The sequence below is a fragment of the Aeromonas sp. 62-46 genome, from assembly GCF_001898585.1.
Taxonomy (GTDB): domain Bacteria; phylum Pseudomonadota; class Gammaproteobacteria; order Enterobacterales; family Aeromonadaceae; genus Aeromonas; species Aeromonas caviae.
Window position 1 is genome coordinate 46672 of the sequence record NZ_MKUI01000018.1, and the last position, 19560, is coordinate 66231.

22 protein-coding genes are annotated in these 19560 nt (G+C 62.9%); 17 read left to right on the top strand and 5 right to left on the bottom strand.

Annotated elements, in window-relative coordinates; translation table 11 throughout:
• The first annotated feature begins 25 nt into the window (after positions 1 to 25).
• The 5 genes from BGO64_RS06235 to BGO64_RS06255 all read left to right on the top strand — a co-directional run bounded on the left by BGO64_RS06235 (position 26) and on the right by BGO64_RS06255 (position 2989).
• Positions 26 to 727 carry a YggS family pyridoxal phosphate-dependent enzyme gene (locus tag BGO64_RS06235; protein ID WP_042864460.1) on the top strand — a complete coding sequence of 234 codons (702 nt, stop codon included), beginning with the start codon at positions 26 to 28 and terminating at the stop codon, positions 725 to 727.
• A 125-nt stretch (positions 728 to 852) separates the two neighbouring features.
• A complete protein-coding gene (gene proC, locus BGO64_RS06240) occupies positions 853 to 1677 on the top strand; it encodes a pyrroline-5-carboxylate reductase (protein ID WP_286700346.1) in 825 nt (274 codons plus the stop codon).
• Between the two features lie 23 nt (positions 1678 to 1700).
• Positions 1701 to 2252, top strand: a complete 552-nt coding sequence (locus tag BGO64_RS06245) for a YggT family protein (protein WP_042014922.1) — start codon at positions 1701 to 1703, stop codon at positions 2250 to 2252.
• Positions 2252 to 2551 (top strand): DUF167 family protein YggU, encoded by a 300-nt coding sequence (gene yggU, locus BGO64_RS06250; RefSeq protein ID WP_010673054.1) that lies wholly within the window; start codon positions 2252 to 2254, stop codon positions 2549 to 2551. Before BGO64_RS06245 ends, yggU begins: the two co-directional genes overlap by 1 nt.
• A gap of 18 nt (positions 2552 to 2569) precedes the next feature.
• Positions 2570 to 2989, top strand: a complete 420-nt coding sequence (locus BGO64_RS06255; protein ID WP_029313762.1) for a DUF4426 domain-containing protein — start codon at positions 2570 to 2572, stop codon at positions 2987 to 2989.
• Positions 2990 to 3064: 75 nt separating this feature from the next.
• On the opposite strand, the gene BGO64_RS06260 is transcribed toward BGO64_RS06255, so the two are convergent.
• The 3 genes from BGO64_RS06260 to BGO64_RS06270 form a co-directional block, all read right to left on the bottom strand.
• A complete protein-coding gene (locus tag BGO64_RS06260; RefSeq protein WP_286700347.1) occupies positions 3065 to 3895 on the bottom strand; it encodes a CPBP family intramembrane glutamic endopeptidase in 831 nt (276 codons plus the stop codon).
• A gap of 161 nt (positions 3896 to 4056) precedes the next feature.
• Positions 4057 to 4347, bottom strand: a complete 291-nt coding sequence (locus BGO64_RS06265; RefSeq protein ID WP_039039963.1) for a hypothetical protein — start codon at positions 4345 to 4347, stop codon at positions 4057 to 4059.
• Positions 4348 to 4396: 49 nt separating this feature from the next.
• On the bottom strand, positions 4397 to 4771 hold the full coding sequence (locus BGO64_RS06270; protein ID WP_011704605.1) for a YacL family protein: 375 nt from the start codon (positions 4769 to 4771) through the stop codon (positions 4397 to 4399).
• 206 nt (positions 4772 to 4977) lie between these two features.
• On the opposite strand from BGO64_RS06270, the gene BGO64_RS06275 reads away from it, so the two are divergent.
• From BGO64_RS06275 to BGO64_RS06305, 7 genes are all read left to right on the top strand, one after another.
• Positions 4978 to 6093, top strand: a complete 1116-nt coding sequence (locus BGO64_RS06275; RefSeq protein WP_039039965.1) for a sugar diacid recognition domain-containing protein — start codon at positions 4978 to 4980, stop codon at positions 6091 to 6093.
• Positions 6094 to 6212: 119 nt separating this feature from the next.
• On the top strand, positions 6213 to 7484 hold the full coding sequence (locus tag BGO64_RS06280; protein WP_286700348.1) for a GntP family permease: 1272 nt from the start codon (positions 6213 to 6215) through the stop codon (positions 7482 to 7484).
• A gap of 9 nt (positions 7485 to 7493) precedes the next feature.
• Entirely contained in the window at positions 7494 to 8627 is a 1134-nt protein-coding gene (locus BGO64_RS06285; RefSeq protein ID WP_042882141.1) for a glycerate kinase, read from the top strand.
• A 261-nt stretch (positions 8628 to 8888) separates the two neighbouring features.
• Positions 8889 to 9452, top strand: a complete 564-nt coding sequence (locus BGO64_RS06290) for an NnrU family protein (RefSeq protein ID WP_182935762.1) — start codon at positions 8889 to 8891, stop codon at positions 9450 to 9452.
• Between the two features lie 59 nt (positions 9453 to 9511).
• A complete protein-coding gene (locus BGO64_RS06295) occupies positions 9512 to 10048 on the top strand; it encodes a glutathione peroxidase (protein WP_010673063.1) in 537 nt (178 codons plus the stop codon).
• 82 nt (positions 10049 to 10130) lie between these two features.
• On the top strand, positions 10131 to 11066 hold the full coding sequence (locus BGO64_RS06300) for a LysR family transcriptional regulator (RefSeq protein ID WP_286700370.1): 936 nt from the start codon (positions 10131 to 10133) through the stop codon (positions 11064 to 11066).
• Between the two features lie 182 nt (positions 11067 to 11248).
• Positions 11249 to 12445 (top strand): NupC/NupG family nucleoside CNT transporter, encoded by a 1197-nt coding sequence (locus BGO64_RS06305; protein ID WP_041214468.1) that lies wholly within the window; start codon positions 11249 to 11251, stop codon positions 12443 to 12445.
• Positions 12446 to 13052: 607 nt separating this feature from the next.
• Here BGO64_RS06305 and BGO64_RS06310 read toward each other — a convergent pair.
• Complete coding sequence (locus tag BGO64_RS06310; RefSeq protein WP_286700349.1) at positions 13053 to 13547, bottom strand: methylated-DNA--[protein]-cysteine S-methyltransferase; 495 nt, start codon at positions 13545 to 13547, stop codon at positions 13053 to 13055.
• Positions 13548 to 13573: 26 nt separating this feature from the next.
• Complete coding sequence (gene arfB / locus BGO64_RS06315; RefSeq protein ID WP_053288110.1) at positions 13574 to 13990, bottom strand: alternative ribosome rescue aminoacyl-tRNA hydrolase ArfB; 417 nt, start codon at positions 13988 to 13990, stop codon at positions 13574 to 13576.
• A 201-nt stretch (positions 13991 to 14191) separates the two neighbouring features.
• Here arfB and glnK point away from each other — a divergent pair, with 201 nt between their 5' ends.
• The 5 genes from glnK (at position 14192) to BGO64_RS06340 (ending at position 19501) form a co-directional block, all read left to right on the top strand.
• Positions 14192 to 14530, top strand: coding sequence for a P-II family nitrogen regulator (gene glnK, locus BGO64_RS06320; RefSeq protein WP_005332325.1), 339 nt, complete (start codon positions 14192 to 14194; stop codon positions 14528 to 14530).
• Between the two features lie 228 nt (positions 14531 to 14758).
• Positions 14759 to 15766, top strand: a complete 1008-nt coding sequence (locus tag BGO64_RS06325; RefSeq protein ID WP_286700350.1) for a Fe(3+) ABC transporter substrate-binding protein — start codon at positions 14759 to 14761, stop codon at positions 15764 to 15766.
• A 39-nt stretch (positions 15767 to 15805) separates the two neighbouring features.
• On the top strand, positions 15806 to 17431 hold the full coding sequence (locus BGO64_RS06330; protein ID WP_286700351.1) for an ABC transporter permease: 1626 nt from the start codon (positions 15806 to 15808) through the stop codon (positions 17429 to 17431).
• Positions 17432 to 17471: 40 nt separating this feature from the next.
• Entirely contained in the window at positions 17472 to 18506 is a 1035-nt protein-coding gene (locus BGO64_RS06335) for an ABC transporter ATP-binding protein (protein WP_200164258.1), read from the top strand.
• Positions 18507 to 18595: 89 nt separating this feature from the next.
• Entirely contained in the window at positions 18596 to 19501 is a 906-nt protein-coding gene (locus BGO64_RS06340; protein WP_286700352.1) for a Dyp-type peroxidase, read from the top strand.
• Positions 19502 to 19560 lie beyond the last annotated feature (59 nt).

Here is a 19560-nt window from a genome sequence, read left to right on the forward strand (position 1 = left end):
CCCATCACAAGATTACGAACGAAATATGAGCCAGATTGCCCAGCACCTGCTTCAGGTAAAGGAACGTATTGTAGAGGCTGCCCGGCGTGTTGGCCGCAGCCCAGATCACATCCAGTTGCTTGCTGTCAGCAAAACCAAGCCGCTGGGGGACATTCAGGCTGCCTATGCCGCCGGTCAGCGGCGCTTTGGCGAATCCTACGCCCAGGAGGCCGCGCTCAAGATTGATGCCTTGCGCGAGCAGAACGCCTGTACAGACATAGAGTGGCACTTTATCGGCCCGCTGCAATCGAACAAGTCCAAGCTGGTGGCGGAGCGGTTCGACTGGGTTCAAAGTGTCGATCGCGACAAGCTCATCGAACGCCTCAACAATCAGAGACCGAGTGGGCTCGCGCCGCTAAATATCTGTCTGCAAATCAATATTAGCGGAGAGAGCAGCAAATCCGGTACGTCGGAGCAAGAGATTTTCCGCCTGGCCTCTCTGGTGGCCCAAAGCGAGCGGCTGCGGTTGCGCGGCCTGATGGCCATCCCCGAGCATACCCGCGACGAGGGGGTGCTGGCGGCCCAGATGGCGCGCATGCAGGCTCTGTTCACCGAGCTTGCGCAACAATACCCGAGCGTCGACACCCTTTCGATGGGAATGACCGAGGATCTTGAGCCTGCCATTGCCCATGGCAGCACCATGGTGCGGGTCGGGACCGCCATCTTCGGGGCCCGTGACTATTCATGAGCAAGAGCCGGGGCGAGAAACACCCCCGGTCGTGCTTTTTTTTTCAGGTAACAGGCGCGTGTGATGCTGTCAGCCCGCACAGGCTGGGTCGGCATCCGCTGCGATGTCAGTAACAGGAGTGTTTGATGCAGCAGAGAACCCTCGCCTTCATCGGGGCAGGCAACATGAGCCGCAGTATCATTGCCGGCCTCATCCAGGCGGGTTACCCGGCAGAGCGTATCATCGCCGCCAATCCGAGCCGCCCCAAGCTGGACGAACTGGCCAGCCAGTTCGGCATCCGTATCACCCAGGACAACGCCGAGGCGGCCCGGGAGGCCGAGGTGATCGTGCTGGCGGTCAAGCCCCAGCTGATGGCGGGCATGCTGACGGCGCTGGTGGCCGAGCTTGGCTCGCTGGATGGCAAGTTGCTCATCTCCATCGCCGCCGGCATTCGCGTCGCACGCTTGCAGGAGATGGCGGGCGGTCACGATCGCATCATTCGCACCATGCCCAACACCCCCTCCTTGCTGGGGCTGGGGATGACCGGGCTCTATGCACCGCCCGCCATCGGGCAGGCCGATCGTGCTGTGGCCGAAAAGATGATGCAATCCGTGGGCAAGACCCTCTGGGTGGATGAGGAGGCCAGTATCAACGGCGTTATCGCGGCGGCGGGCAGTGCCCCGGCCTACTTCTTCCTGTTCATGCAAGCGATTGCCGAGGAGGCCGAGGCCATGGGCTTTACGCCAGAGCAGGCCCGCCTGCTGGTGCAGCAAACCGCCCTGGGGGCGGCCGCCATGGTGGAGCAGAATCCCGAGCTGTCGCTGCAGACCCTGCGCGAGCAGGTGACCAGCAAGGGCGGGACCACGGCCGAGGCCGTCAAGACATTCCAGGAGCAGGGGCTGATGCCGCTGACCGCAAGAGCCATGCAGGCGGCCGTTACCCGGGCCGGCGAAATGGAAACCCTTTTCTGAATCCCTTTTAGCAAGGAGCCCGGATGAACACGGCTTACTTTTTGATTAACACTGTCTTTGATCTCTACCTCATGGTGGTGCTGCTGCGGGTCTGGCTGCAGTGGGCGCGGGCCGACTTCTACAACCCCATGAGCCAGATGGTGGTCAAGCTGACCAACCCGCTGGTGGTGCCCCTGCGCCGCGTCATCCCGGGTTTTGGCGGGCTGGACATGGCCTCTGTGCTGCTGGCGCTGCTGATCGCCGTTGGCAAATTGGTCCTGCTCAAGAGCATGAATGTGCTGCAGGCGGACTGGCTCACTCTCTGTCTGTTTGCGACGCTCACCGTGCTGAAGAAGGCGGGTTCCATGATCTTCTGGATCCTGCTTATCCGCGCCATCCTGAGCTGGGTCAGCCAGGGTCGCAACCCCATTGAATACGTGATGCACCAGCTCACTGAACCCTTCCTGGCCCCCATTCGCCGCATCCTGCCTGCACTGGGCGGGCTGGATCTCTCCGTGCTGGTCGCTTTCATCGCGCTGCAGGCCATCAACTACCTGATGGGGGATCTGTTCGGCCAGTTGTGGTGGATGATCTGATGCCCGCCGTCCTGCTGGAAGGGGACGAGCTGGTGTTGCATCTGATGATCCAGCCCAAGGCGAGCCGGGATCAGATCATCGGATTGCACGGTGACGAGTTGAAAGTGGCCATCACGGCACCGCCGGTGGATGGTCAGGCCAACAGTCACCTGATCAAGTACCTGGCCAAGCAGTGCAAGGTGGCCAAGGGGCAGGTTCGCATCCTGCGGGGGGAGCTGGGTCGGCACAAGACGGTCGCCATCGACGCGCCAAAGCAGATCCCCGCCGAGATTGCCGCTCTGCTCGATAATCAGGGTTGATACGAGAGGGATGACATCATGAAAACAGCCTGGATGAGTTGCCTGCTGGCACTCCTGATGACGCTGCCGCTGCGGGCTGAGCAGATGCAGGAGCTGGGCCCCTGGAAAGTGCACTACAGCGCGTTCAACTCCAGCTTCCTCACCCCCGAGGTAGCCAGGACCTATGGCCTGGAGCGCAGCCGCTATAACGGCATCGTCAATATCGCGGTGCAGAACAAGCAGGGGGTGGCACAGGCGGTGGGGATCAGCGGCGAAGCCCGCAATCTGACAGGCACCCTTCGCACCCTGAATTTTCAGGAGGTGAAAGAGGGGAATGCCATCTATTACCTGGCAGTGCTGCCCTATCGCAATGAGGACACCTACCAGTTCACCCTGAAGATCATGGGGGAGGGGCAGCAGCAGACGCTGACCTTCCAGCAGACCTTCTACGTCGACTAGATTGCAGGGTGAATGCAGATGCCCTGCCCCTACGGGGGCGGGGCATTTTTTTGCCCGGTGAATCGGTGCTCGACGTCAGTGGCTGGCCAGGGGATAGGTAAACAGGGCCAGGTGGGCGAAGTTGAACAGGAAGTGGAGCAGGATGGCGACACTGAGGCGCCCGCTCAGCTGGAACGCCAGGCCATAGCAGGCCCCCGCCAGCGCGGCGAACAACACTAGCAACGGGCCACCGGCAAGATGGGCTGCGCCGAACAGCAGGCTGGCGACCAGGAGACCTGCCCAGGGCGTGCTTCGGCTTGCCACCCCTTGCTGGATGCATCCCCGGAACAGCGCTTCTTCCGCCACACAGGTGAACAGCAGGTTGTTGAACGCGAACAGCCACCACCAGTGGGGCAGTCCCGCTTCGGGTTTGAGGGCGCCCAGTTGCCAGGCGGTGATGAGCAGGGCCGCGAGCGGCAGGATGAGCAGGGCCAGCGGCCGCCAGCGCATCGTTCCACCCGGGCCGAGCAGGCCGGGGATGGCCAGCAGCAGGGCGAAGAAAATGAGCGGCTTGTCCAGATTGAGGTAAAGGGTGAAGGGCACGCTGGCCGGGCCCGCCTGTACCTTGTCGAGCACCCTGATATTGTCAAAGCCGGGCACCAGATGCAGCGTCAGGGCGAGGGACCACAGCAGGATCAGCGTCAGTGCGACGCCACGCCAGGGTGGGGGCAGGGTGGGGGTACGCCAGGCCAGCAGCAGACCGGCGAGGCTGACAAGAGCGGCGAGGGGCGCGAGTCGCTCAAGCCAGAGGGCGGTAAGCAGGGCAAGTCCCAACAGGAGCATGCCGGGCCTGGTCCGGCGGGCGAGGCAGCAGAGTACGGAGAGCCCCAGGACGAGCCAGATGAGGATATCGGGGAGTGGTAACATCGAGTCTCCTTGTATGAATGAAGGGCGCACCTTAACGATCCCCATGGTCTGGTTCAAGGAAAAGGGACTGGCCGGCAGAAGACGCGCAATGAAAAGCCGGAGCTGGGCTCCGGCTTGGGCGGCGGCAAGATGCCACCGAGAGAGGCGATGGCCTTCCCGTATCAGCGACCGGACTCGGCGATGACCCGGGCGATGATGTCGGCGCGTTTGCTGGCTTCCAGCTCGCCCAGGGCGATGAGACCGGCCTTGAAGATGACGTTCTTCGGCAGACTGACGTCATCCAGGGTGGTGATGGCCTCGACGTGCATGCCGTTCAGGCGGCTGGCATCGCGCGGGCTCAGGTTGACCTGGGTGTTCAGCACCTGCTTGCCCTTCTTCTTGGGCTGGGCGGGTTTCTTCGGTTGATCCAGCTCGTCTTCCGGCAGTTCGTCATCAAAATCGTAAATGGACATAGTCAATCCTGTTGGGTTGCAAGGGGCATGCTCGCCCGAATGGGGGTAATCAGCCCATATCCTCGTTGCGGATAAAGGCGCGCCAGGAGCCGAGCACCTGGGCAAAATCTTCCAGCCCGCACATGGCCAGCTGTTCATCATCGTAGTAGGCGAGATCGTCGAGATCCTCATCCTGCTCGATATTGAGGACGTTGGCTTTCACCTCGGCCTCCTCGTGGGTCAGCAGCAGGGAGTAGTCGCCGCCAAGCAGCCGGTATTCGACGCGAGTCCGGCTGGAGAGCTGATCGATGATGGCGAACAGCTCGTCGAGCTTCTCCTCGTCCTTGCCCACCTCGTCGATCAACCACTGGCCGATGGCTTCATGGCCCATGGAGAACCGGGCGCGATAGCCACCGAACGGGTCGCGGCGAAATTCATAATCCATAGCGGAGTCCATATCGGAGGGTGAAACCACCACGGCGCAAAGCGGCATGATGCCGGATCCTTGATCCATGGTGGGGCACTGATAGCGTAAAGTGGCCTATTCTAGCGATCCCCCCCGCGCTTGTCTTGATGATGTGGGATCTTTAACGGGTGATCCCGGTGATGGCGCACGCCGGGGACCCTGTCAACGAATGGTATGGAGAGGCAATGCAGCTCAACGACGCGCTCGCGCATCAGATAGTCAGCCGGGCGATGAAGATCCTCTCGTTCTCGGTCAACGTCATGGATGAGCGGGGACTCATCATTGCGTCCGGCAATCCGGAGCGGCTGCACCAGCGCCACGAGGGGGCCGTGCTGGCCCTGACCGAGAACCGGGTGGTGGAGATAAGCGAGGCCACCGCCCGGGAGCTCAAGGGTGTGAGGCCCGGCATCAACCTGCCCATCGCCTATCAGGGGGAGCTGCTCGGCGTCATCGGCATCTCTGGGGATCCGGACATCGTGCGTGCTTACGCCGAGCTGGTGCGCATGACCGCCGAGCTCATCCTGGAACAGGCGGCACTCACCGAGCAGTTGCAGTGGGACAAGCGCCACAAGGAGGAGCTGGTGTTGCAGCTCATTCGCGGCGAAGGGCGGGCCGATCAACTGCAACAGGTGGCCCGCTTCCTCGAGCTGGATCTCGCCCAGCCCCGGGTGGTGGCCGTGCTGGCGCTGGAGGAGGCCGAGCCCGCCCAGGTGAGGGAGCTGGTTCACCTGCTGGAAAACCCGGAGCGGGACAACTTGGTGGCCATCAACGGCCTGGACGAGATAGTGGTGCTCAAACCCGCCCAGCTCAGCGACGGCGTCTGGCAGTCGGCGCAGGAGCGCAGCCGGATCCGGCAGCTGCTCTCCCGTATTCCCCATTTCAAGGTTCGCATCGGGGTGGGTGATTACTTCGCCGGCATCCCCGGGCTGGCGCTCTCCTACCAGACGGCGCGAGACACCTTGCGCCGTGGCATGCGCCAGTCGCCCCGCAAGCAGGTCTATTTCTTCGAGGATTACCGGCTCTCAGTGCTGCTCGGCACCCTGGCGGACTCCTGGCAGGCGGATCAGCTGCGGGCTCCGCTGCAAAAGCTGGCGCAGGAGGACACAAAGGGAACGCTGCAAAAGACGCTGCGCCAATATTTCTTGCAGGATTGTGATCTGCATCCCTGTGCCGAAGCCCTGTTCATTCACCCCAACACCCTGCGTTATCGACTGACCCGGATAGAGCAGATAACCGGCTTGAATTTCAACAAGTTAGATGACAAGTTTCTGCTCTATCTCGGGCTCAGTCTCGATAGCTGATTTGTCATTTCTAACAAAAATACAAGGCCGGTAAATGCTTTTTTTGGTTTTATGGCCAAAGCATTCCAGGCGGGGATCCCCATAATGGCGCCACTCATTACAACAACAAGGTGCCCGTCATGATCCCAGTCTCCGCGCTCGGCGCGCTCGGCGCGCTCGCCGCGCTTTCCATCGCCATCTTCCTCATCCTGAAGAAGGTGCCGCCCGCTTACGGCATGATTGTCGGTGCCCTGGCCGGTGGCCTGATCGGTGGCGCCGACCTGACCCAGACCGTCGCCCTGATGATCGGCGGCGCCCAGGGGATCACCACGGCAGTGATGCGGATCCTGGCGGCGGGTGTGCTGGCCGGGGTGCTCATCGAATCGGGCGCCGCCACCACCATCGCCGAGACCATCGTCAAGAAACTCGGCGAAACCCGCGCCCTGCTGGCCCTGGCGCTGGCCACCCTGATCCTGACCGCGGTCGGCGTCTTCGTGGACGTGGCCGTCATCACGGTCGCCCCCATTGCGCTGGCCATCGCCCGCCGTGCCGATCTCTCCAAGGCGGCCATCCTGCTGGCGATGATAGGCGGTGGCAAGGCGGGCAACGTCATGTCTCCCAACCCCAACGCCATCGCGGCAGCCGACGCCTTCCACCTGCCTCTCACCTCGGTGATGGCGGCGGGCATCATTCCCGGCCTGTTCGGTCTGGTGATGGCCTACTGGCTCGCCAAGCGCCTCAACAACCGGGGCAGCAAGGTGGCCGCCGACGAGGTGGTGAGCTTTGACGGTGCCAAGTTGCCCGGCTTTGCCGCCGCCATCAGTGCGCCCCTGGTCGCCATCCTGCTGCTGGCCCTGCGTCCCATCGCCGGCATCGTGGTGGACCCGCTCATTGCGCTGCCCCTCGGCGGCCTGGTGGGGGCCCTGATGATGGGCAAGTTCACCAAGGTGAACCAGTTTGCCGTCTCGGGCCTGGCCCGCATGGCGCCGGTGGCCATCATGCTGCTGGGGACGGGGACCCTGGCGGGCATCATCGCCAACTCCGGCCTGAAAGATGTGCTCATCAGCGGCCTGACCGCTTCCGGTCTGCCCTCCTATCTGCTGGCCCCCATCTCCGGTGCCCTGATGTCGCTGGCGACCGCCTCGACCACGGCCGGGACCGTGGTGGCCTCCAACGTGTTCAGCGCCACTCTGATTGAACTGGGGATCAGCAGCCTGGCAGGGGCCGCCATGATCCACGCCGGCGCCACCGTGTTTGACCACATGCCCCACGGCTCCTTCTTCCATGCCACCGGCGGCAGCGTCCACATGGGCGTCGGCGAGCGACTCAAGCTCATCCCCTACGAAACCGCGGTCGGTCTGACCATCGCCGTTGTCTCCACCCTGATGTTTGGCGTGTTTGGCCTCGCCTAAGGAACTGATATGAAAATTGTGATCGCCCCCGATTCATTCAAGGAGAGCCTGAGCGCCATGGCGGTGGCCGATGCCATCGAGGCCGGTTTCAAGCAGGTGCTGCCGGATGCCACCTACGTCAAGCTGCCCATGGCCGATGGCGGCGAGGGGACGGTGCAGTCTCTGGTGGATGCCACCGGTGGTCGCATCCTGCCGGTCGAGGTGACCGCCCCCCTCGGTAACAGGGTGCAGGGCTTCGTGGGCCTGCTGGGGGATGGCAAGCGCGCCGTCATCGAGATGGCGGCGGCCTCCGGCCTCCATCTGGTGGCGCCCGAGCTGCGCAATCCGCGGCTCACCTCGAGTGTCGGCACCGGGGAGTTGATCCTGGCCGCGCTGGAGATGGGGGTGAACCACCTCATCCTCGGCATCGGCGGCAGCGCCACCAATGACGGCGGTGCCGGCATGATCCAGGCACTCGGCGGCAAGCTCCTGAAAGCAGATGGTACCCCCATCGCGCCGGGCGGTGCCGGTCTGGCCGAGCTGGCCACCATCGACCTGAGCGGGCTGGATCCACGTCTGAGCGGGCTCCACATCGAGGTGGCCTGCGACGTGGACAATCCGCTGTGCGGCCCGAAAGGGGCGTCCGCCGTGTTCGGTCCGCAGAAGGGGGCAACTCCCGAGATGGTGGCCGAGCTGGATGCCAATCTGGCCCGTTACGCGGACTGTATCGAGCAGGCGCTCGGCAAGCAGGTGAAGGAGATCCCGGGAACGGGGGCCGCAGGCGGCATGGGGGCAGCCCTGGTGGGGCTGCTCGGCGCCGAGCTCAAACCCGGCATCCGGATCGTCATCGAGGCGCTGAACCTGGCCGAGGCGGTGGCCGATGCGGATCTGGTCATCACCGGCGAGGGCCGCATCGACAGCCAGACCATCCATGGCAAGACGCCCATCGGGGTAGCTCGCTGTGCCAAACAGTTCGGCAAGCCGGTGATCGGCATCGCCGGATGCCTCACCGATGACTGCGGCGTGGTGCACGAGCATGGGCTGGATGCGGTGTTCGCCGTGGTCAATCGGGCCATGTCCCTGCCGGAGGCGCTGGCCACCGCCACCACCAACCTGCAGCTCACGGCCCGCAACGTGGCGGCTCTCTACCTGCTGCGCAAATGACCCTCTCTCCCGGCCGATGCGGTGCATCGGCCTGACCCTGCCCCGTGCAGCAGAGTGAGCGGCCCGGCGTGGCACCTCTGACGCACTTGCCGATCCTTGGGTCGGCTTTTTTTATTATCCTGCTGTCTTTCATATGGTTTTTGTATTCTGAGAAGGGGCTTTGCGGCATAGTGATCTCCCGACAGTGAGGGAGCCACGAGAAACAAGGCCCGCCTGAGGGAGGGCTTCCCATTCCGGGGGGCAATATGCGAGGAGCGAGCCATGATCCTGCTGACCCTGGGGGTGGTGTTGTTCACCCTGACTCATCTTTACCCCTGTTTCGCGGCACAGCACCGCGCCCGTCTGCGGGAGCGGCTGGGGGAGAACCGCTACAAGGGGCTCTTCTCGCTGCTGGTGTTCGTCGCCATCGGCTGCATCCTCGCAGGCTGGCGCAGTGCCAGCCCCATGCCCCTCTATTTTCTGCCTGTCTGGGGCCCCACCCTGGTGATGGGGATCATGCCGATCGCCCTTGTCCTGCTGTGTGCGGGGCAGGGGGCGAACCATTTCCGCCGTTGGCTGGTGCATCCCCAGCTGCTCGGGGTGCTGCTCTGGTCGGGGGCCCATCTGGCGGTGAACAGCGAGGCGCGTTCTCTGGTGCTGTTTGGCGGGCTCGGTCTCTGGGCTCTCATCAGCATCGTCTGGATTTCGATGCGGGAGTGGGGTCGTCACCCCCGTGCCGCCGCCACCTGGCAGGGGACGGGGATCAGTCTGGGGACGGGGCTGGCCCTCACGGCTCTGCTTATCTTCTGGGGACACGGCTGGCTGACCGGGATCCCCCTGCACTGATCCCTGAACCAGATTCCGGGGTCTTGCGTATGATGGACAAAACAATGGGAGTCACGTCGATGAAATGGTTCACCCTGCTGCTGATGCTCGGCTCGGGGGCGGTCTCTGCCGCCTGCCCCGATTACTTCAACGTGGAGATGCGGGAGCTCAACAGCACCCAGCGCCACAACCTCTGTCAGTTGACCGAGGGCAAGGTGGTGCTGGTGGTCAACACCGCCTCCTACTGCGGTTACAGCGGTCAGTTCCGGGATCTGGAAGCCCTCTATCAGGGCTACAAGGAGAAGGGACTGATGGTGCTGGGCTTCCCCTCCAACGATTTCTGGCAGGAGGCGGGCAACGAGAACAAGACCGCCGAGGTGTGCCGCCGGGACTACGGGGTGACCTTCCCCATGTTCAACCGGGTGGCGGTGCGGGGTTCGGATGCGGTGCCGCTGTTCAAGGGGCTGGCCGCTGCTGCCGACGGTGATGCGCCCAACTGGAACTTCCACAAGTACCTGGTCGGGCGGGACGGCAAGCTGATTGCGAGCTATGGCGCCAACCAGAATCCGTCGGATGATCCTCTCAAACAGCAGATCATCGATGCCCTGGGGCACTGACCCTACCCCATGGCGGGCCACTCTGGAATAATGCGGCCCCGCCATCCACTCCGGTGACACCGTGCTGCAACGTCTTCCCCAAATGGTGATCTTCGATGCCCTGGTTCGTGAACAGGGCATCTCGGCGGCTGCGCGCCGCCTCGGGGTCTCCAAATCCCACATCAGCAAGCAGCTCGCCCTGCTGGAAACCGCGCTCGGCGCCCAGCTGGTACAGCGCACTACCCGCCGTTTCGGGCTCACCGAACTGGGTCTGGAGTATGCCCGCCACTGCCGCGCTCTGGTGGCGGTGGCGCTGGAGGCGGAGTCCATGGTGGCGGAGCGCCGTGGCAAGGTGAGCGGTGTGCTCCATCTGGGGGTTGGTCAATCCTTCGGGCGGTTGCACGTGATCCCGCGCCTCAAGGCGTTTCAGGCACGTTATCCGGATCTGGAGCTGGAGGTGTCCCTGTTCGATCACCGCACCAATCTGGTGGATGAGGGGCTGGATCTCTGGATCACCACCTACGAGGACAAACCCGAGTCCCTGGTAGGGCAGCGACTGGCAGACATCGGTTTCGTGCTGGTGGCCTCGCCGGATTATCTGCTGAGTCACGGCACACCACTGCACCCCAGGGATCTGGCCCATCACAATTGCATCACCTACCAGAGCCGGGAGCGGCGCTACCACGAGTGGTCATTTCGCCAGGGCAAGGAGCGCCAGACGGTGCAGGTGGCGGGCAACTATCGGGTGGATCTGGCGGAAGCGGTGCGGGACGCCGCCCTGGCCGGGCTCGGCATCGCCTATGTGGCCAACTACCTGCTGGACAAGGAGCTGCAATCTGGTCAGCTCATCCCTCTGTTGCCCCAGTGGCAACCGAACCAGAAGATGGCGGTGCACGCCGTCTATGCCAGGCGAGAGCATCTGGATCCCAAGATCCGCCTCTTCATCGACTTCCTCAAGGAGAGCTTCGGACCCGGGCCCTACTGGGCGCAGCGACTCACACCCTGGCTCGGGGGGAAATTGTCCGGCACCGAGGAATAATCGTTTCCATACAAGAACACTGGCGTGAGTGCGGTTTCAAAGTTGTGTCAAATCAGTCAGTTGGCGCAACCGATATCGTGCAAACGTTTTTGCTAACAGGGTTGTAACCCGGCGGGGTTGCGGCGGTGAGGGGAGGGGAGCAGAATCCGCGCCCATCTTCAGCCTCACTGGATGGAATCCCCATGATTGCCCTGCTTGGTATCCTGAGCATCCTGGCCCTGGCCGCACTCTGCTCTGATAATCGTCGTCGTATCCCGTTGCGAACAGTGGGCTTTGCCCTCTGCCTGCAAGTGCTCTTCGCCGCCCTGGTGCTCTGGCTGCCCGCCGGTCAGCAGGTCTTGAACGGTGTCAGCGAGAGCGTCAGCAGCGTCATCGGCTACGGCCAGGAGGGGATTGCCTTCCTGTTCGGGGATCTGGCCAAGTTCAAGCTGGGCTTCATCTTCGCCTTCAACGTGCTGCCGGTGATCATCTTCTTCTCCGCGCTGATCGCCATCCTCTATCACATCGGCCTGATGCCCAAAGTGATCGCCCTGCTCGGCGGCGGCCTGCAGAAATTGCTGGGCACCGGCCGCGCCGAGAGCCTCTCTGCCACCGCCAACATCTTTGTCGGCATGGTGGAAGCGCCGCTGGTGGTCAAACCCTATCTCTCCAGGATGTCCGATTCCCAGTTCTTTGCGGTGATGAGCTGCGGACTGGCCTCGGTAGCTGGCGGCACCCTGGTGGGCTACGCCAGCATCGGGGTCGAGCTGAAATACCTGATTGCGGCGGCCTTCATGTCCGCCCCTGCCGGGCTTGCCATGGCCAAGATCCTGGTGCCGCCCGCCGCGCAAGAGGAAGATCACCACGAAGACGTGGAGATCCCCCGCGCCACCAACGTCATTGAAGCGGCCGCCGATGGTGCCATGGCGGGTCTCAACATCGCCGTCGCCGTGGGGGCGACCCTGCTGGCCTTCGTCGGCGTGATCGCCCTGCTCAACGGCCTGCTGGGCTGGGCCGGCGACCTGGTGGGGCTGGAGCTGAGCTTCCAGATCATCCTGGGCTGGCTGTTTGCCCCCGTTTCCTGGCTCATTGGCGTTCCCTGGGATCAGGCCCAGGCGGCTGGTGCCCTGATCGGCACCAAGATCGTCATCAACGAGTTCGTCGCCTTCATCGCCCTGGTGCAGGATCAGACCCTGAACGAGTCGAGCAAGGCCATCGTCACCTTCGCCCTGTGCGGTTTCGCCAATATCTCTTCCATGGCGATCCTCATCGGCGGCCTGGGGGCCATGGTGCCGGAGCGCAAGTCCTTCATCGCCCGCTACGGCATGCGCGCCATCCTGGCGGGGGTGTTGGCAAACCTGATGAGCGCCTCCCTGGCAGGCTTGTTCCTCGCCCTCTGATAGACCCTGGAAGTCAGCACCTTCCGGTCATTGCCCGCTTCGGCGGGCTTTTTTGCACCCGGTTGCAGGCAAAAAAAAGCGCCTCTGGGGAGGCGCGGGGAAAAGACAGATTGGAAGCGTCACATGGGTGCCACCTGAATGAGGGATGAGCCGTCCCATCCAAGTGTGAAGCCATGATGCCTGATGCTCTCTGAAGCGCTTCTGAGGCGATTCTTCATACTGTGTTCATTTTCAAAATGCTGCCGCAATGTGATTTTTAAATGATTGATGCTGAAATAAAATAAATAATCAGTGATTTATTTTGTTGTACAGCTCAAAGGAAAGATGAATCGGGGCGGTGGGCATGCTCCTGCCATGGGGCGGATCCGGCAGCAGATTATCCCGGTGCAGGCTCAACACATCACGCAACCATACTGTCAGATGGCAAGCAACCAGCATGTGATGGAGATGCTGTCCGTCATGGGCAGTGCAACGCCGCCTGCGGTCTTCTGTTGGGCCCAGCAACTCGTATGTGATGAAGATGCCGCTCGTCAGAGGATCCGCGCAAGTGGCCTGCGGTCTGTGGTGCCTGCACCCGCAACCCGCATTTGACAGGAGGCGCACCCTTTCATGGGGTCAGCGCGAAGTGGTCTGCGGTCTCCTGCTCCAGTGCCAGCAACCAGCGCTTGATGGGGATACCTCCCCCGTAGCCGGTCAGTTCACCGCTGCGCCCTATGACCCTGTGGCAGGGCACTATGATGCTGAGGGGATTGCGGCCGTTGGCGGCGCCCACTGCCCGCACGGCCCTGGGGTTGCCGATGGCCTCTGCAATCTGGAGGTAGCTGACGGTCTCGCCGTAGGGAATGTCGCACAACGCCCGCCACACGGCCTGCTGGAATGGTGTGCCCGTGGCGGCCAGGGGGAGATCGAAGCGCCGCAGGCGGCCGGCAAAGTAGGCGGCAAATTGCTCGACAAAGGGGGCCAGGGCGGCATCATCCCGCTGCCACTCCGCTTGCGGCAGGACGGGGCGCTCCCCTTGCATGAATTCCACGTGGCGCAGCCCGGCCCCATCGATGGCGATGAGCAGGGGCCCCTTGGCACATTCACAAAAGCTGTACTGCATTCTCTTGTCCTCGGGGTTGTGGCAGGTCACTCCAGCACGGGCTTGCCGCGGGTGGATTTGATCTCTCCCTTGCGTTTCTTGGCATCGACCCGCTTGCGTTGGGAGCTGCGGGTCGGCTTGGTGGCGTGGCGGGCCTTGGGGCGCCACGCGGCTTTTTTCAGCAGCTCGGTCAGGCGGCTCATGGCCTCCTTGCGATTCATGTCCTGGCTGCGATGGGTCTCGACCCTGATCTGGATGAAGCCGTCGTGAACCCGGTTGTCGCTGAGCCGCTCCAGTCCCTCCTTGTAGAGCGGCGGCAGGCTGGGGGAGTCGCGATAATCGAAGCGCAGCCAGACGGCGGAGTCGGTCTTGTTGACGTGCTGGCCGCCATTGCCCTGGGCCCGCATGGTCTGGAATTGCAGTTCATGCCAGGGGATGATCACGCTGTTGGAGATGACTAACATGGGGTGATGCTCTCATTTGGTGCATCAAGGGAGTCTGGTGCAGCTTGGTGCCTCATTATGGGGCGAGATGCGCTTCCTTGGTGATCCTGAGCCTTTCTGGCTCAGAGTGTCATGTCTATCTATATGAAAATAAACGATAAAAATACTTGGCACAAGAATTGATGACCCATTCGTGACATACCATGGATTGGGAGCAACCAGATGAAGCTGATTACTGCGATTATCAAACCTTTCAAGTTGGACGACGTGCGCGAGGCCATCGCCAACCTGGGGGTGGAAGGCCTGACCGTCTCCGAAGTGAAGGGTTTTGGTCGCCAGAAGGGGCACACCGAATTATACCGGGGGGCCGAGTACCAGGTCGACTTTCTGCCGAAGGTGAAGCTGGAGATCGCCACCGCAGACGAGAACGTCGAAGGGGTGATCGAGGCCATCTGCAAGGCTGCCTATACCGGCAAAATCGGTGACGGCAAGATTTTCGTCTATGACCTGCTGCAAGCGGTGCGTATTCGTACTGGTGAGAGCGACGACGAGGCGCTCTGAGTACGCTCCTTTGCCCGGCCGGGTCGGGCAAAGGTCCGGGCAGGTTCTGCCGACAGTGTGAAGGGGTGGTCGTCGAAAGACCGGATGGGATTCCATCCGGTCTTTTTGTTTGGCCGCTGATTAAATAGATCGTTCCAACCCAGCAAACCGCCTTGATCCTCTCCTCCCGATTCATGCAGAATGCAAACGAAAATGGTTATCACTCTTTACGCAGACAAGGAACGGATGATGAAAATGAAGATGTTGGCACTGGCTTTCTCCACGCTTGTCGCCCAGTCGGCGTTCGCCGCCCAGGAGGTAAACGTCTATTCGAACCGTCAGGATGAGCTGATCAAGCCCATCATCCAGCAGTTCGAGAAGGAGACCGGGATCAAGGTCAATGTGGTGTTTGCCAAAGAGGGGCTGAACGAGCGTCTGGAACGGGAAGGCAAGCTCTCTCCGGCCGATCTGATGCTGACCGTGGACATCAGCCGTCTGACCGAGCTGGTGGACAAGGACCTGGTGCAGCCGGTGGACAGCAAGACGCTGCAGGAGAACATCCCCTCCATCTATCGCGATCCGGACAACAGCTGGTTCGCCCTGACCACCCGGGTGCGTGCCATCTACTCCAGCAAGGAGCGTCTCGGCAAGCTCGACACCATCCGCTACGAAGATCTGGTCAAGCCTGAATTCAAAGGAAAAATTTGTACCCGTAGCGGCAAGCACGAGTACAATGTGGCGCTGGTTTCGTCCATGATTGCCCATCACGGCATGGCGGACACCAAGACCTGGCTGGAAGGGGTCAAGGCCAACCTGGCGCGCAAGCCCCAGGGCAACGACCGTGATCAGGTCAAGGCGATCAAGGACGGCATCTGTGATGTCTCCCTGGGCAACAGCTACTACCTGGGTGCCATGTTGAAGGACCCGGCGCAGAAGTCCTGGGCCGACGCGGTGGAAATCAACTTCCCGAACCAGGGTGATCGCGGTGCCCACGTCAACGTGAGCGGCGTGGCCATGACCAAGTATGCCAAGAACAAGGATGCAGCACAGAAGCTGATGGAGTTCCTCTCCGGGGATACCGCCCAGCACATGTATGCGGATGTAAATGCCGAGTACCCGGTCAAGGCGGGGGTCGAGCCTTCTGCCATGGTCAAGTCCTGGGGCACGTTCAAGTCTGACCCCATGCCGGTCAGCGATTATGCCAAGCACCGCAAGGACGCCTTGCAACTGCTGGATGAAGTGAAATTCGACTTGTAATCAGATGGGGCCAACGGCCCCATCAACTTCTGTGGACTCATGAAACATTTTGGATGGATTGCCGGCAGCTGGGCCACCGCCCTGCTGCTGGGTTTGCCGGTACTCGCCCTGGTCTTCTCCGCCTTCTCGGCTGATGGGGAACTGTTTGCCCACCTCGCCGATACCGTACTGCCCGACTATCTGCGAAACACGTCCGGCCTGGTGCTGGGGGTGGTCTGCCTCAGCCTGCTGTTCGGAGTGCCCACCGCCTGGCTGGTGGCCATGTGCGAGGTGCCGGGGCGCCGCGCCCTGCAATGGGCGCTGATGCTGCCCATGGCGATGCCCTCCTATATCGTTGCCTACGTCTATACCGACCTGCTCGACTACTCGGGCCCGCTGCAGGCGGGGCTGCGTGCCCTGTTTGGCTGGCAGGGACCGACCGACTACTGGTTCCCGGCCATTCGCTCCCTCGGGGGCGCCGCCTGGGTGCTGGCGCTGGTGCTCTTCCCCTATGTCTATCTGCTGGCACGGGCCTCCTTCCTGGAGCAGTCGGTCAGCCTCATTCACTCCAGCCGTCTGCTCGGCTGCACCCCCTGGCAGAGCTTTCGCCGCCTGAGCCTCCCCCTGGCCCGCCCGGCCATCATGGTGGGGGCATCTCTGGTCGCGATGGAAACTCTGGCGGACTTTGCCACCGTCCACTTCTTTGCCATCAATACCCTGACCACCGCCATCTACGACACCTGGCTAGGCTACGGCAGCCTGGCGACCGCCGCCAAGCTCTCCTGTCTGATGCTGCTGGCGGTGGTGCTGCTCATCGCGCTGGAACGCCGCTCCCGCCAGCGCCAGCAGGTGTTCCAGAAGTCCATGGGCTTCGAGCAGCCCCTGCGTTACCCCCTCGGGGGCCTGAGGGGCGTGCTGGCCGGGCTCTGGTGCTGGGGCCTGGTGCTGGCGGGGTTCGCCCTGCCGTTCGTCATCCTGTTCGATTACGGGGTGCGTTACTTCGCGCTGTCGTGGACGCCCGAATTCGTGCGCTTTGCGGGCAACAGCCTCGCCATCTCGGCCCTGACCGCCCTGCTGGCCATGGCCATTGCCCTGCTGCTCGGCTTCTTCCGTCGCCTCGATGGGGGGACTCGCAGCCTGCTGCCCCTGCGCCTCGCCGCCATGGGCTATGCCATGCCGGGGACCGTGCTGGCCATCGGCGTGCTGGTGCCGCTCACGGCCCTGGATTTTGGCATCAACGATCTGGCCGAGTGGCTCGGGATGCCGGGCCCCGGTCTGCTCCTGACCGGCACCCTCACCGCCATCGTGTTCGGCTATCTGGTGCGCTTCGTGGCCATCGCCATCGGGTCGGTGGAGAGCAGCATGAGCAAGATCTCCCCCAGCCTCGACATGGCGGCCCGCTCTCTGGGGCAGGGGGCGGGCGGCATGCTGCGTCGCATTCACCTGCCGCTGGTACGGCGCGGCCTCTTTGCCGGCGCCATGCTGGTGTTCATCGAATCCATGAAGGAGCTGCCCGCCGCCCTGCTGCTGCGGCCGTTCAACTTCGAAACCCTGGCGACCCACGTCTATCAGTTCGTCTCGGACGAGATGCTGGAGCGGGGGGCGCTCGGTGCCATCGTCATCGTGCTGGTGGGGCTGGTTCCCCTGCTGTGGATCAACCGTACCCTGGATGGTCCAGGCCATTGAACGGCCCCGTCCGGCATCACTACGCGAGAGGAAAAGAACCTTGTCCTGCCTGAATATCGAGAAGGTCAGCTGTCACTACAATGGCCGCCCCGTGCTGGAGCAGCTCTCCCTGCAGGTGGCCGACAACGAGATAGTCTGTCTGCTGGGGGCCAGCGGCTGTGGCAAGACCACGCTGCTCAAGGCGGTGGCCGGTCTGCTGCCCCTGGCCCAGGGGGAGATCCGGCTGGGAGAGACCCTGCTCGATGCCCCCGGCGTGAGTGTGCCGCCGGAGGCCCGCCATATCGGCATGATCTTCCAGGATTACGCTCTCTTTCCTCACCTGACGGTGGCCGAGAACGTCGGCTTCGGACTGACCGGGCAGGATCGCGGCAGCCGCCAGCAGCAGGTGGAAGAGGCGCTGGCGCTGGTCAACCTGCAGGGGTTGGGGGAGCGCTATCCCCACCAGCTCTCCGGCGGCCAGCAGCAGCGGGTGGCCATCGCCCGCGCCCTGGTGTGCAAGCCGCGCCTGATGCTGCTGGACGAGCCCTTCTCCAACATCGACACCCAGGTGCGGATGAAGCTGATCCTCGAGATCCGCGCCCTGCTCAAACAGCAGGGCATTGGTGCCATCTTCGTCAGCCACAGCAAGGAAGAGGCCTTCGCCTTCGCCGACCGGCTGGCCCTGTTTCGTGCCGGTCGCATCGAGCAGGTGGGGGAGCCGGAGCAGCTCTATCGCCGCCCCGGGAACCGCTTCGTGGCGGAGTTTCTCGGCGGGGTCAATTATCTGGCGGCCGAGGTGGTGGACAGTCACTGCGTGCAGACCCTCCTTGGAACCATCTGCGGTCAGGAGCCCCATGGCCGCGCGGTGGGGGAGCGGTTGCAGCTCATGCTCAGACCCCAGCAACTGGCGCTGACGGCGGCGGATGACGGTGAGCTCCGGGTGCGTGAGCAACAGTTCCTGGGCCATCACTGCCGGGTTCTGGTCGAGTGTGGCGGCCAGCAACTGGAAGCCAGCATCGGTGAGCCCCTGGAAGGGGAGCGTGCGCGGGTGGCCGTGGCGCCTCATGCCCTGGTGTTGTTTGACCCCTTGCCCTGAGTGCGTGGTATTGTCGTGAAATCAATGAACTGGAAGCGCGCTGGTTTATAATCGCGCCACGCCCATAGCCAACGCACTTGGAGAGAGACATGAAAGCCCAAGCCGGGATCTGCGCAGAGCCGAATCTGCACGCCCTCTATCTGATGTTCAATCGCACCGGTGACGCCGCTGCCCTGACCTCCCGCCTGGCCAGCCTGCCAGCACTCTGGGAGGCGGTGAGCGCCGACTTCCCCGATGCGGCCTTCAGCGGTCTGGTCGCCGTCGGGGCCGACGCCTGGGATGATCTCTATCCTGTCGCCCGGCCGCCCCAGTTCCGCGGTTTCATGGCGCAATCCGCAAACGGTCAGGAGGCCCCCAATACCCCGTTCGATCTCTTCGTACAATTGCGTGCTGATCGGGTGGACGTGCTGCATCATGCCGGTCATCGCGTCATGGCCCTGCTGGCCGGGCTTGTTGAATTGGCCGAGGAAGTCCGCGGTTTTCGCAACCAGGATTGCCGGGATCTGACCGGTTTCGTCGACGGCACCGAGAACCCGCAGAATGAGCACCGCGCCGAGGTGGCGTTGCTGGACGGCGGCGAGTTCGCCGGTGGCTCCTATATCCACGTGCAGCGCTGGGTCCACGCCATGAGCGACTGGGAGAAGCTGGCCCTGAAGGAGCAGGAAGACATCATAGGTCGCACCAAGGTCGACAACATCGAATACGAGTCCGCCGACAAGCCGCTCACTTCCCACATCAAGCGGGTCAACCTCAAGACCCCGAAGGGGGAGTCCATGGAGATCCTGCGCCAGAGCATGCCCTGGGGCACCATGAGCGAGCAGGGGCTCTACTTCATCTCCTGCTGCCGCACGCCGCTGCACTTCAACGCCATGCTGGCCAGTATGTACAAAGGGGAAGGCAGCCACTTCGACCACCTGCTGCGCTTCACCCGGGCGGTGACCGGCGCGGCCTTCTTCGCCCCTTCCGTCGATTTTCTGGTGGCCGAGGGCAAATAAACCCGGCCTGCCGACCGTTCAAAACAAAAAATCCCGGCCAAGGCCGGGATTTTTGTGCG